Genomic DNA, 12411 nt, shown 5'->3' on the forward strand with positions numbered 1-12411 from the left:
GCTCAGCCTGCCAGATCAGCAGCGCACGCAGCGATCGGCTGCGCGACCGGTACGCCGGAACCGTCCCGGCGCGGGTCGACCGGCGGCAGATCCACCGGTGCGCCGCTGCTCGCGCTGGCCTTCACCGGCGTCGCGCCGATGAAGCCGAGCAGCAGCCCGTCCTCGCCCTTGAGCAGCCGCTGGCACCGCACGCCACCGGTCCCACGGCCCTTGCCCGGGTACTCGCTGAACGGCGTCACCTTGACCGCGCCGACCTCGGTCCCCGGCAGCGCCGACGATGAGCCCGCGATGGTGACGACCTGTGCATCCCGATCGGCGACGACGGCTCCGAAGTACACCACCTTCGCCTTCGCGCCGAGCCGGACGCCCGCCATACCGCCGGCGGTCCGTCCCTGCGGCCGCACCGCCGAAGCCGGGAAGTGCAGTAGCTGGGCGTCCGAGGTGATGAAGCACAGCTCCTCGTCGCCTGTGGTCAGCTCGACCGCGCCGACGACCTGGTCGCCGTCCTTGAGCCCGACGATCTCCCACGAGTCACGGTTGCTCAGGTGATCGGGCACGACCCGCTTCACCACGCCACCTGACGTGCCGAGCGCTACCCCGACCGAGTCAGGATCCATCGTGGTCAGTGCCAGCGCCCGCTCGCCCGAGTCCAGCGACACGAACTCCGCGATCGGCGCGCCGCCCTGCAGGTTCGGCGCCGCGGCGGTCGTCGGTACGGCGGGCAGGTCGAGCGACTCGAGCCGGATCAGCCGGCCGGCGCTGGTGATCAGGCCGTACTGCCCACGCGCCGTGCTCTTCACCGCGGACACGATCGCGTCGTGCTTCGCGCGCGACTCGCCGCTGCCGAACGGCTCGACACCGTTCGTCCGGGCGAGCAGCCCGGTCGAGCTCATCAGGATCCAGCACGGGTCGTCGCTGACCTCGAGCGGTACCGCGGCCGTCTTGGTCGCGCCGGACGACTCCAGCAGCACGGTCCGGCGCGGCGTGCCGTACGTCTTCGCGATCTCGGCGAGCTCGTCGGACACCGTTTTCTGCAGCAGCTTCGGGTCGTCGATGATCGCGGACAGCGCCTCGATCTCGCGCTCCAGCTCGCCCTTCTCGGTCTCCAGCTCGAGCTTGGAGTACTTCGTCAGGCGGCGCAGCGGCATGTCCAGGATGTAGTTCGCCTGGATCTCGGACAGGTCGTAGATCTCGATCAGCCGGGCCCGCGCCTCGGCCGAGTCGTCGCTGCCGCGGATGATCTGGATGACCTCGTCGATGTCGAGGATCGCGATCAGCATGCCCTCGACGATGTGCAGCCGGTCCTGCGCCTTCTTCCGGCGGAACTCGCTGCGCCGGCGGACCACGGTGTAGCGATGGTCGAGGTAGACCTCGAGGAGTTCCTTCAGGCCGAGGGTGCGCGGCTGGCCCTCGACCAGGCACACGTTGTTGACGTGGAACGCGTCCTCGAGCGGGGTCAGCTTGTACAGCTGCTCCAGCAACGCCTCGGGGACGAACCCGTTCTTGACCTCGATCACCAGCTGGGTGCCGTGGGTCCGGTCGGTCAGGTCCTTGACGTCGGCGATGCCCTGCAGCTTCTTGGCCTGGACCAGCGTCTTGATCTTCTCGATCACCTTCTCCGGGCCGACGGCGTACGGGAGCTCGGTGACCACGATGCCCTTGCGGCGCGGGGTGACGTTCTCGATCCGGGCGGTGGCGCGCATCTTGAAGCTGCCGCGGCCGGTCGCGTACGCGTCCTTGATGCCTTCCAGGCCGACGATCTTGCCGCCGGTCGGCAGGTCCGGCCCGGGGACGAACCGCATCAGGTCGTCGATGTCGGCGGTCGGGGTCTTGATCAGGTGCCGCAGCGCCTGGATCACCTCGACCAGGTTGTGCGGGGCCATGTTGGTGGCCATCCCGACCGCGATCCCGGTGGCGCCGTTGACCAGCAGGTTCGGGAAGGCGGCCGGCAGCACGGCCGGCTCGTTCTCCTGGCCGTCGTAGTTCGGCTTGAAGTCGACGACGTTCTCGTCCAGGCCGGCCGTCATCGCCATCGCCGGCGGCGCCATCCGGCATTCGGTGTACCGCATCGCGGCCGGGCCGTCGTCGAGCGAGCCGAAGTTGCCGTGCGGGTCGATCAGCGGCACCCGCATCGACCAGGACTGCCCGGTCCGGACCAGGGCGTCGTAGATCGCGCCGTCGCCGTGCGGGTGGTACTTACCCATGACCTCACCGACGACGCGGGCGCACTTCACGTGCGAGCGGTCGGGGCGGATGTTGTTCTCCGCCATCGAGAACAGGATCCGCCGCTGCACCGGTTTCAGCCCGTCCCGGGCATCAGGCAGCGCCCGGGCGTAGATCACCGAGTAGGCGTACTCCAGGTAGCTGGTACGCATCTCGTCGGAGACGTCGATGTCGAGGATGCGCTCCTCGAAGTCTTCGGGTTCGGCGGTGCTGGTACGGCGTGCCATGCGGGTCTACGAGCTCCTCGATCAAACCGGTACGACGCCGCGACGGTCCGGCGCCGTACCCATTGTCCCTGGTCAACGGCTGTTTGCCCGGCCACGACCCGCCCGTGCGCCGATCAGCTCCCGCATAATGGTCTATTCCATTACTGCGGAGGGCTGTGACCGGCGCAGGATGTACGTGGTCGGGGCCAGAGCGGACCCTACCGCCAGCGTCAGACAAAGTCCGCCGATGCCCAGCAGGATGGCCCAGGGAACGGTGAACGGTACGTCGGTCAGGCCCGAGTTCATCGCGTGCCGGATCAGGATCCCGACCGTCACCGTGATCGCGGTCCCGAGACTGAGCGCGACCGCTCCGACCAGCGACGACTCCCACAGCACCATCCGCCGGATCTGGGCCGGCGTCGCACCGAGCAGCCGTGAGGTGACGAACTCGTGCCGCCGCTGCAGGCTGCCCATCAGCAGCGTGTTGGCGATCGCGATCGCGCTGTAGAGCCCGGCCGGCCCCAGCAGCAGGATCAGCCCGAGCTGGTTCCCCTTCCGTACGCCGTCCGCCTGGTCGGCCTCCCAGTCAGCAGCCAGCTGCGCATCCGGCAGCTGCTTCACGAGGCTCTCCGGATCGACGCCATCGGCGGGCAGGACGAACTGCCGCTCGGGCTGGGCTGCCGACGCGTGCTTGTGGGCCAGGTCGAGCGGGATGAGCAGCGACGGATTCACGCCGAACGCGTCCTTCACGATCGCAACCACCCGCAGCTTCACCGGCGTCCGGTCGACGAACACGCCCGGGATCTCGTCGCCGACCTTGTACCCCTCGAGCCCGGCCATTTCCTTGCTGATAGCAACGGTGTTGCCGGTCAGCCGGCTGAGATCACCGGCCAGGGGAGTGAGGTCCCGGGTTCGCGTGGCAACCGCGGGATCGATGCCCTCGACGTCCTCCAGTTGCGCGTCGTCGCGGTCGATCCGCACCAGCTGCGTCGGCACCCCGGCGTCGACCGCAGCGACCAGCCCGGCCCCGGATGCCGGGATCGGAGCGCCGCCGGTGACGACGATCGGTGCGCGAACAGCGTCCCGGATGGTCGCGGCAGCGCTGTCCGCGGCAAAGCTCAAACTCAGGACCATCGAACCCGCGACGGCCGAGATCGCGAGGATCGGTGCCGCCAGCGACGCGCTCCGTCGTGGCGCTGCCAGCACATTGCTGCGGGCGAGCCGCCCCGACACCTGCGTCCAGGCGACCAGCGGAAGCGCCCACAGTCGCCCGACCACCGGTACCACGAGCGGTGCGAGCAGCGTCAGTGCGATGACCATCACCATGGGCGTGAACATCGCGAGCGGTACGGCGCCCTCGCCGCTCGACGGCCGGATCAGGGTCAGCATCGTGATCGCCCCGGCCATGAACAACAAGCCGAAGATGACCCGCACCGGCCCGATTCGCGGCGGCTCCAGCGCGGCCTCCCGCAGTGCGTCGATGGCCCCGACCCGCCCCGCCCGTCGTGCCGCCGACCGCGCTCCGAGCATCGCGACCACGAGTCCGGCCGCGACAGCGATCGCCAGCGGTATCCACGGCGACGCCGGCTCGAGCTTCACCGGCGCAAGCTCGGTGTACGACGCCTTGGCCAGCAGCAGGGGAGTCGCAAGCTGAGCCGCGAGCGCACCGGTCAGTGAAGCGGCCAGCGCGACGACCAGCGCCTCGCCCAGCACCATCCGGCGGATCTGGCGCGGTGTTGCGCCGATCAGCCGCAGCAGCCCGATCTCCCGACGGCGGGACGCGACCGCGAAGGCGAACGTACTGGCGATGACGAAGATCGTGATGAACCCGCTGATCGTCCCGACCATGCTGAGCACGACCTGCAGTCCCGAGACGTCGGCGTCCGAGAACGGCACCCGGACCTGCCGAGGCGCCGCGCCGTCGCCGCCCAGCGTGGTCACGGTGATGCTGGTTGCGGCGGTCCCGTGGTACGCGATGGTGGCTGCCGTCGCGGTCGCCGCCAGTCCCAGCAGGAACACCCCGACCGCGAGGGCGACGAACGAGCCGGCGTACAGCGACCGGTGGCGGCTGACGGTCTGTCGGCTGAGGTGGAACATCACTGCTCCAGGTCGCTCATGGCAGCGGCGATCTGGGTCGGCGTGGCGCGATCGAGGTGCCCGGCGAGCAGGCCGTCGGACAGGAACAGCACACGCTCGGCGTACGCGGCCGCGACCGGGTCGTGGGTCACCATGACGACGGTCTGCCCGGCGCGGTCGGTAGCTTCTCGCAATAGTCCGAGAATCTGCCGGCTGGTGCCGCTGTCCAGCGCACCGGTCGGTTCGTCGGCGAAGAACACCGACGGCTGGGTGATCAGCGCCCGCGCGATGGCGACCCGCTGCTGCTGGCCGCCGGACAGTTCCGCAGGACGCCGCTTGGCCTTGCCATCCAGTCCGACCTGCTCCAGCACCCGGTGTACGTCGTTGCGCGACGGCCGGCGTCCGGTCAACCGGAGCGGCAGTGCGACGTTGTCGTACACGGTCAGCGAGGGCAGCAGGTTGTACGCCTGGAACACGAAGCCCATCTCCGCCCGGCGCAGTTTGGTGAGCTCGACCTCACTCAGCCCGCCCAGCGTGGCTCCGTTGAGTACGACGGTGCCTGTCGTCGGATGGTCGAGGCCGGCGGCGCACTGCAGCAGTGTCGACTTGCCCGAGCCGGACGGCCCCATCACTGCGGTGAACGAGCCGCGCGCGAAGTGATACGTCACCCCGCGCAGTGCGTCGACCGCTCCGGCCTTGGAGCGGTACGTCTTGGTGATGCCGTCCAGCAGCAGCGCAGGCGGCTGTGCGGGTGCGACACCCGGATACGAAGGCGCGGTAGCGGTCATGGTTCCAGCGAACCGTCGAACGGCGCGAACTGCCCTGGCCCAGGGTGGAGACCTGGAGTAGCGCGCACGCTACCGCCCCGAGAGCAGGCCCACCTCTAGGGTTGAGAGAGTGGAGAGACCCAGGACAGTGTGGGCAGCGTTGGCGTCGCCGCGCTACCTGATCTCGTCGTGGCCGTGGCGTAGCTACGCGTACCTCTTCACGTCGGTGCCGATGGGTGCGATGTCGATCACGGTCCTGATCGGGCTGGCCGCGCTCGGTGCACTCCTCAGCCCGATTCTCATCGGCATCCTGCTGCTGACCGCGTTTCCGCTGATCGGTGCGGCGATCGGCCGGATCGAGCGCCGGCGGGCCCGGCTGATGCTGGTGGACGGCATCGGCACCCCGCACGCGGAGCTGCCGACCGGGCTCTCACTGCGGCAACGGCTGACCTACCGCCGGCGCGAGCGGGCGTCGATGCGGGCGCTCGGGTACGGCTTTCTCCTCGGAACCCTGCTGTGGTTGCTGAGCGCGATGTTCGCGGGCATCAGCGCCTCCACCCTGCTGATCACGCTCGCGGCGCCGATCGTCGCCGCCAACGACGAGATGGGGATGGGACCGTGGACGCTGGACTCGGCCTGGGAGGGGTTCCTCTTCCTGATCCTGTTCGGCCCGGTGTTCTACGCGGCGAGCTCGTACCTGCTCGGTGTCATCGCCGGTGCCCAGGCTTCACTGGCGAAGGCGATGCTCGGACCACGGCAGGAGGAGCTCCAGCGCAACCTCGCGGAGCTCCGTCGATCCCGGCTCGATCTGGTCGACGCTTTCGAGACCGAGCGCGCGCGGATCGAGCGGCACCTCCACGACGGCGTACAGCAGCGGCTGGTCGGACTGACGATGACGCTCGGGCTGGCTGAACTGGACCTGCCCGACGGCGAGGGCCGGCGGCTTGTCGTCAAGGCGCGCTCCGAGGCGGAGGCCGCCTTGGCCGACCTGCGGGCCGCAGTACGCGGGATCCATCCGCGGGTGCTGGTCGATCACGGGCTGGAGGCTGCCGTACGGGAGGTGGCGGACCGGATGCCGCTCCCAGTGACGGTGCAGCTGTCCACGACGCGACTGCCTCGGCCGATCGAGGCAGCGGCGTACTTCGTCGTGAGCGAGGCGCTGGCGAACGTCGCGAAGCACGCCCAGGCCACGAGGTGCGAGGTGGCCGGCTGGGTGGATCGCGACCGGCTGGTGATCACGATCCAGGACGACGGCGTCGGAGGTGCACGCCTCGGCGCGGGGACCGGACTCACCGGGCTGGTGACGCGACTGGACGCCCTGGGCGGCAGACTCGACGTCGACAGCCCATCCAGTGGGCCGACCCGACTGAGGATGGAGTGCCCGTGCCGACTCGGCGACTGAGCCCTCGACTGAGCATTGTGTTGGCTGAGGACTCGCTGCTGTTGCGGGAGGGCCTGGCCAGCATTCTGGATCGCGCCGGGCACGACGTACGGGACACCGTCGGCGACGCGGACACGCTGCTGGCCGTCGTACGCAAGGAGCCGCCGGACGTGGTGATCACCGACGTGCGGATGCCGCCCGGGCACAGCGACGAGGGCCTGCGGGCGGCCGCGGCGATCCGGGCCGAGCTGCCGGCGATCGGGATCCTGGTGCTCTCGCAGTACGTCGCGGATGCGTACCTCTCGTCGTTGCTGGAGACAACGACCGGCGGGATCGGGTACCTGTTGAAGGACCGGGTCGGGCACGTCGCGGAGTTCCTCGAGTCGCTGGACCGGGTCGCGGACGGCGGGACCGTGGTCGACCCGGAGGTGGTGCGGCAACTGCTCGCACGCCGGCGCAATGACGGGCCGCTCGCCGCGCTCACGCCGCGCGAGCTGGAGGTGCTCGCGTTGATGGCGGAGGGCCGGGTGAACGCGTCGATCGCGGAGCAGCTGGTGGTGAGCGAGGCGGCCGTCCGCAAGCATGTGGGAAACATTTTCGCCAAACTGCGGTTGGAAGAGGGGTTGGACCGGCGCGTGTCCGCGGTCCTGACCTATCTGAGAGGTTGAGCATGGACGAGGCGATCCGCAAGATCCTGGCCGACTGCGACACCTGGGCCGTGGTCGGGCTGTCGAACAACACGAGCCGGGCGGCGTACGGCGTGGCGCGGTTCCTGCAGAATCACGGCAAGCGCATCGTGCCCGTGCATCCGTCCGCGGAGACGGTGCACGGCGAGCAGGGGTACGCGACGCTGGCAGAGATCCCGTTCCCGGTCGACTGCGTGGACGTGTTCGTGAACTCCGACCTGGCCGGTGACATCGCGGACCAGGCGGTGGGAATCAACGCCCGGGCGGTGTGGTTCCAACTCGACGTAGTTGATCAGGACGCCTACGCGCGGACGACCGCGGCGGGTCTCACCATGGTGATGAACCACTGCCCGGCGATCGAGTGGGGACGTCTCGGACCAGCGCTCTGAAAGGTTGCGATGTTCACGATTGACACGTCCACCGGTTTCGGCAAGCGGATCGCGCGGCAGCTCGACGACGAACGAGTGGTCTGGCTGACCACGGTCGCCACGTCCGGTACGCCGGCTCCGACGCCGGTGTGGTTCCTCTGGCTGAACGACGAGATCCTGATCAGCAGCGAGCCGGACAAGGCCAAACTGCGCAACATCGCCGCCCACCCCCAGGTCGCGGTCCACTTCAACGCGACGCACACCGGCGGAGACGTCGGCGTCATCTCCGGTACGGCGGTCATCGAGACCGAGCCGATCGGCGGCGACGCGCTCACCGCGTACAACACGAAGTACGCCGACGACATCGCAGGCCTGGGGATGACTCCGGATCAGTTCCACGCGTCGTACTCGGTCCTGATCCGGATCACCCCCGGGAAACTGAGGGGTTTCTAGTTCAGGTAGCCCTCGACGGTGTCGGCCGAGCGGGCCTGCGCGTCGTCCGGGTTCTCGCCGAACTCACGCCGCGCACGCCGCTGCCGCAGCAGGTCCCAGCACTGGTCCAGCTCGACCTCGACGGCCTTCAGCCGGGCGTGCTCGTCATCGTCGCTGATCTGCCCGGCCGCGTGCTTGGCCCGAAGCTCCTTCTCCTCCGCGACCAGGTCGTCGATGCGGCCGATGATGCTCTTGTCGTCACTCATGAGAGAACCGTACGCCCGTCCGGCAGGTGGGATCGGGACAGGAGCTCGGTGATGACGAGGATGGCGAGGGCCTCCGCGGCGACCAGGCCGAGGAGGACGACAAGCTGGAGGGCCGCGGCCTGGGTGGGGGAGGCGCCACCGAGGACCATGCCGACGAATGCGCCGGGGAGGGTGACGAGGCCGACCGTGCGGGTCTGGTCGAGGGCCGGGAGGAGCGCGTCACCGGCGACCGGGCCGACGACGAGCTTGAACGCATCCGGCTGCAGCAGGCCGATCGACAGCCCGGCCTCGAACTCGCCGTACCGGGTGCCGTACTCGCTCAGCACCCGGCGTCCGGCCAGCGTGGTCGCGGTCATCGTGCCGCCGACGATGATGCCGCCCATCGGCAGGATGCTCGCCGGGTTGCGCGGTACGACGCCGGGCAGGATGAGCAGGAGCAGTACGGCGAACGCGCCGCAGCCGATCGCGGCCGCGCAGTACGCCCACTGCCTCGGGACGACGGCGGTCTGACGGAGCCGTCGCGTGCTGGTCACCGTGGCGACGACGAACATCAGCAGGACGAACGCGATCGCGCCCACCGTGTGCTGAAGCGCGAACCCGACCACCACGCCAACCGCGGCGAGTTGCACGACCGCGCGGAGCGCCGCGGTGACGATTCCTTTGTCGTGGCGCAGGCCGGCGTACCGCGACGCCCCGACGCCGATCGCGATCAGCAGCGGCAGGACGACGAGCGCCGACCAGCCGAGGCCGGTCTGTAACGACATCTACCTGAAGTCGGCCTCGTCGTAGGTGTTCCCGGCGCCGCTCTCCACCTTGGCTGCCTCGTCCGCCCGCAGCTCGACCCGCCGGATCTTGCCGGAGATCGTCTTCGGCAGGTCGGCGAACTCGAGCCGCCGGATCCGCTTGTACGGCGCCAGGTGCTCGCGGCAGAACGCCAGGATCTCCCCGGCCAGCTCCCGGGACGGGTCGTGACCCGCCGCGAGTACGACGTACGCCTTGGGCACCGCGAGCCGGACCGGATCCGGTGATGGTACGACGGCCGCCTCGGCGACCGCCGGATGCTCGATCAGCACCGACTCGAGCTCGAACGGCGAGATCCGGTAGTCGCTGGCCTTGAACACGTCGTCGGAGCGGCCGACGTAGGTGATGTACCCGTCCGCGTCCCGGCTCGCGACGTCGCCGGTGTGGTAGTAGCCCTTGCGCATCACCTCGGCGGTCAGCTCCGCCGCGTCGCGGTAACCACGCATCAGCGGGACCGGGGGAGGCGCCAGCTCGATGCAGATCTCGCCGTCGTCGCCGATCACATCGGTGGCCGGGTCGATCAGCGCGATGCTGTACCCGGGCAGCGGGCGCCCCATCGAGCCGAGCTTGACCGGCTGACCGGGGGTGTTGCCGATCTGCGCGGTCGTCTCGGTCTGGCCGTACCCGTCCCGGATGGTGATGTCCCAGGCGGCGCGGACCTGCTCGATCACCTCGGGGTTCAGCGGCTCACCGGCCGAGATGCATTCGCGGATCCGGACGTCGACCGCGGACAGGTCGGCCTGGATCAGCATCCGCCACACCGTCGGCGGCGCGCAGAACGTGGTCACGCCGTACGACTGCAGCACCTGCAGCATCTGCTCGGCGTTGAAGCGCGTGTAGTTGTAGAGGAAGACGGTCGCACCGGCGTTCCACGGCGCGAACACGTTGCTCCAGGAGTGCTTGGCCCACCCGGGGGACGACACGTTGAGGTGTACGTCGCCGGGCTGCAGACCGATCCAGTACATGGTCGACAGGTGGCCCAGCGGATAGCTGACCTGGGTGTGCTCGACCAGCTTCGGCTGGCTCGTCGTACCGGAGGTGAAGTACAGCAGCAGCGAGTCGTCGGCCGCGGTGTCGACCACAGGCACCGGACCGTCGTAGCTCTCGGTGTCGGCGTACCGCAGCCAGCCGCCAGCGTCCGATCCGACGGCTACCCGGATGCAGTGGTCCGCGATCCCGGCGTACCGGCCCGCGTCGGTGCCGCTGGTGACGACGGCGCGGACGTTGCCGCGGGAGATGCGGTCGGCGAGGTCGGCGTCGGTGAGCAGGGTGGTCGCGGGGATCATCACCGCGCCGGCCCGGATACAGCCGAGCATGGTCTCCCAGAGCTCGACCTGGTTGCCCAGCACGATCAGCACCCGGTCACCCGGCTTCAGGCCCGCCTCGGTGAGCCAGCCGGCGACCTGGCGGGACCGCTCGGCCATCTCGGCGTACGTCCGCGAGGTGACCTGGCCGTCCTCCTCGACGATCGTCAGCGCACCTACCTCAGGCTGCTCGACCGCGAGCGCGTCGAACCAGTCGTGCGCCCAGTTGAACCGGTCGAACGCCGGCCAGCTGAAGTCCCGGTACGCCGTCTCGTAGTCGTCCCGATGCGCCACCAAGAAGTCCCGCGCCGCCCGGAACTCGCGCGTGACGTCCGCCGTACTCTGCTCGGTGCTGTCTGCTGAGCTCATAACCGCATCTTTGCCCAGCCACTACCGATCGGTAAACCGCGCTGCCCCTCACAGACGGTAAACAGATCGCATGACGCCCCGATCGCGCCTCGCATTGATCGTTGTCCTCAGTGTTGTGGCCTGTGGAGTGCTGGCGGTTGGTGGAGTTGTGGGCTACGTGGTCTGGGCCCAGCGCAAGATCTCCCGCGACGTCAGCTACCAGGTCACCGGCACTGCTCGACCTCTGCAGATCTCCTACGTCCCCGAAAATGACCCGTACCAGCGCAAGGCGGTGGAGGACGGCAGACTGCCGTGGTCCATGAGCTTCCACACCGAGACCATGACAGCCAAGGCCGGTGTGGCCGTCACGCTGGCGCAGGAGGAGACCGGAACGGCGACCTGCACGCTGCGCGTCGACGGCAAGGTTGTGGCCACCGAAACGTCCAACCCCAACAGCCGGATGGTCCTCTGCTTCGAGCCGGACTAGCCGAGGGCGAGCACGGCGCCGGTCACCACCAACGGTGTGAGGATGAGGCCGCGCCACAGGAAGGACCACCAGGAGATGTCTACTCGGGCGGCGTCGCAGCGGGCTCGCCAGAGGAGGGTGGCCAGGGAGCCCCAGAGGGTGAGCAGGCAACCGCAGTTGACGCCGATGAGTAGGGCCATCATCCGGTGTGGACTGTTCGAGGCGACCGGCTCCATGGCGAGGTACGCCGGGAGGTTGTCGACCAGGTTCGCGCCGACCGCCGCCGTGGCGCTGAGGCGCAGTTCGGACGTGGTTCCGGCGATCTTGCGGAGCACACCCTCCAAGCCGTGGTCGCTGAGGAAGGCGACCACGGTGAACAGCACCACGACGGTGATGACCAGCTTGTAGGGGATCAGCGACCAGCGCAGCACACTGCGCCGCCGGATCGCGAACAGTACGACCAGCACGATCGCCCCGATGCTCGCCGGCCACGCGACCTCCACGCCCGACACGAATGCCGGTCCCATCAGCACACACACGCCCGCCGAGCCCCAGAACAGGACCTTGTCCTCCACCGGCGGCGTCGGCGGTACGGCGTACTTCCGGGTCAGGTCGCGGTGGAAGAGGACCGCGAGCACGAGGACCGTGATCAGGATCGACGCGATCGCCGGCCGCCAGCTCACCGCGATGAACGAGGCGTCCAATTGGCGGAACTGGTGCAGTGCGAGCAGATTCGTGAGATTGGACACCGGCAGCAGTAACGACGCCGTACCGGCCAGCCACACCGTGGTGAACGCGAACAGCTTCGGCGGGATGTCCAACTGGCGGGCCATCGACAGCACGACCGGCGTCAGCAGCACCGCACAGGTATCCAGTGACAGCACGATTGTGAGCCCGGTAGCGAGCGCGACGACCAGCAGCCAGAGCCGCCAGACCCGGCCGCGCGCAAGGTGAGCCGCCTCCCGCGCTGCGACGTCGAACACCTTGGCCTGGTCGGCCAGCTCGGCGATGACGGTCACTGCAATCAGGAAGACCAGCACCGGCGCGATGCGCTCTACCAAGATATTCACGACCTCCGAGGTGACTG

At 69.1% G+C, this 12411-nt stretch carries 12 protein-coding genes; 5 read left to right on the plus strand and 7 right to left on the minus strand.

Annotated elements, in window-relative coordinates:
• Positions 1-2: 2 nt before the first annotated feature.
• The 3 genes from OHA18_RS35205 to OHA18_RS35215 all read right to left on the minus strand — a co-directional run bounded on the left by OHA18_RS35205 (position 3) and on the right by OHA18_RS35215 (position 5293).
• Entirely contained in the window at positions 3-2450 is a 2448-nt protein-coding gene (locus OHA18_RS35205) for a DNA gyrase/topoisomerase IV subunit A (RefSeq protein ID WP_328999684.1), read from the minus strand.
• 132 nt (positions 2451-2582) lie between these two features.
• Positions 2583-4526 carry an FtsX-like permease family protein gene (locus tag OHA18_RS35210; protein WP_328999685.1) on the minus strand — a complete coding sequence of 648 codons (1944 nt, stop codon included), beginning with the start codon at positions 4524-4526 and terminating at the stop codon, positions 2583-2585.
• The gene (locus tag OHA18_RS35215) at positions 4526-5293 is read right to left on the minus strand and encodes an ABC transporter ATP-binding protein (RefSeq protein WP_328999686.1); all 768 of its coding nucleotides are present in this window, start codon (positions 5291-5293) and stop codon (positions 4526-4528) included. The genes OHA18_RS35210 and OHA18_RS35215 overlap by 1 nt, the downstream gene beginning before the upstream one ends.
• A 109-nt stretch (positions 5294-5402) precedes the next feature.
• Here OHA18_RS35215 and OHA18_RS35220 point away from each other — a divergent pair, with 109 nt between their 5' ends.
• From OHA18_RS35220 to OHA18_RS35235, 4 genes are read left to right on the plus strand one after another with little or no spacing between them, the layout of a single operon-like run.
• Positions 5403-6674, plus strand: a complete 1272-nt coding sequence (locus OHA18_RS35220; protein WP_328999687.1) for a sensor histidine kinase — start codon at positions 5403-5405, stop codon at positions 6672-6674.
• 8 nt (positions 6675-6682) lie between these two features.
• Positions 6683-7321, plus strand: a complete 639-nt coding sequence (locus OHA18_RS35225; protein ID WP_329006188.1) for a response regulator transcription factor — start codon at positions 6683-6685, stop codon at positions 7319-7321.
• Positions 7322-7323: 2 nt separating this feature from the next.
• Positions 7324-7728, plus strand: coding sequence for a CoA-binding protein (locus OHA18_RS35230; protein WP_328999688.1), 405 nt, complete (start codon positions 7324-7326; stop codon positions 7726-7728).
• 9 nt (positions 7729-7737) lie between these two features.
• Positions 7738-8160, plus strand: coding sequence for a TIGR03667 family PPOX class F420-dependent oxidoreductase (locus tag OHA18_RS35235; RefSeq protein ID WP_328999689.1), 423 nt, complete (start codon positions 7738-7740; stop codon positions 8158-8160).
• Here OHA18_RS35235 and OHA18_RS35240 read toward each other — a convergent pair.
• From OHA18_RS35240 to OHA18_RS35250, 3 genes are read right to left on the minus strand one after another with little or no spacing between them, the layout of a single operon-like run.
• Positions 8157-8405 carry a DUF2630 family protein gene (locus OHA18_RS35240; protein ID WP_328999690.1) on the minus strand — a complete coding sequence of 83 codons (249 nt, stop codon included), beginning with the start codon at positions 8403-8405 and terminating at the stop codon, positions 8157-8159. The two genes, OHA18_RS35235 and OHA18_RS35240, sit on opposite strands and share 4 nt — an antisense overlap.
• Positions 8402-9169: an ABC transporter permease gene (locus OHA18_RS35245; RefSeq protein ID WP_328999691.1), complete on the minus strand. Its 768-nt coding sequence runs from the start codon at positions 9167-9169 to the stop codon at positions 8402-8404. The genes OHA18_RS35240 and OHA18_RS35245 overlap by 4 nt, the downstream gene beginning before the upstream one ends.
• The gene (locus OHA18_RS35250) at positions 9170-10879 is read right to left on the minus strand and encodes an AMP-binding protein (protein WP_328999692.1); all 1710 of its coding nucleotides are present in this window, start codon (positions 10877-10879) and stop codon (positions 9170-9172) included.
• Between the two features lie 70 nt (positions 10880-10949).
• On the opposite strand from OHA18_RS35250, the gene OHA18_RS35255 reads away from it, so the two are divergent.
• A complete protein-coding gene (locus OHA18_RS35255; protein ID WP_328999693.1) occupies positions 10950-11345 on the plus strand; it encodes an MmpS family transport accessory protein in 396 nt (131 codons plus the stop codon).
• Here the strand turns inward: OHA18_RS35255 and OHA18_RS35260 are convergent.
• On the minus strand, positions 11342-12394 hold the full coding sequence (locus OHA18_RS35260) for an SLC13 family permease (protein ID WP_328999694.1): 1053 nt from the start codon (positions 12392-12394) through the stop codon (positions 11342-11344). The two genes, OHA18_RS35255 and OHA18_RS35260, sit on opposite strands and share 4 nt — an antisense overlap.
• Positions 12395-12411 lie beyond the last annotated feature (17 nt).

Origin of the sequence: Kribbella sp. NBC_00709 (assembly GCF_036226565.1) — a bacterium.
In the GTDB taxonomy this organism is placed as follows: domain Bacteria; phylum Actinomycetota; class Actinomycetes; order Propionibacteriales; family Kribbellaceae; genus Kribbella.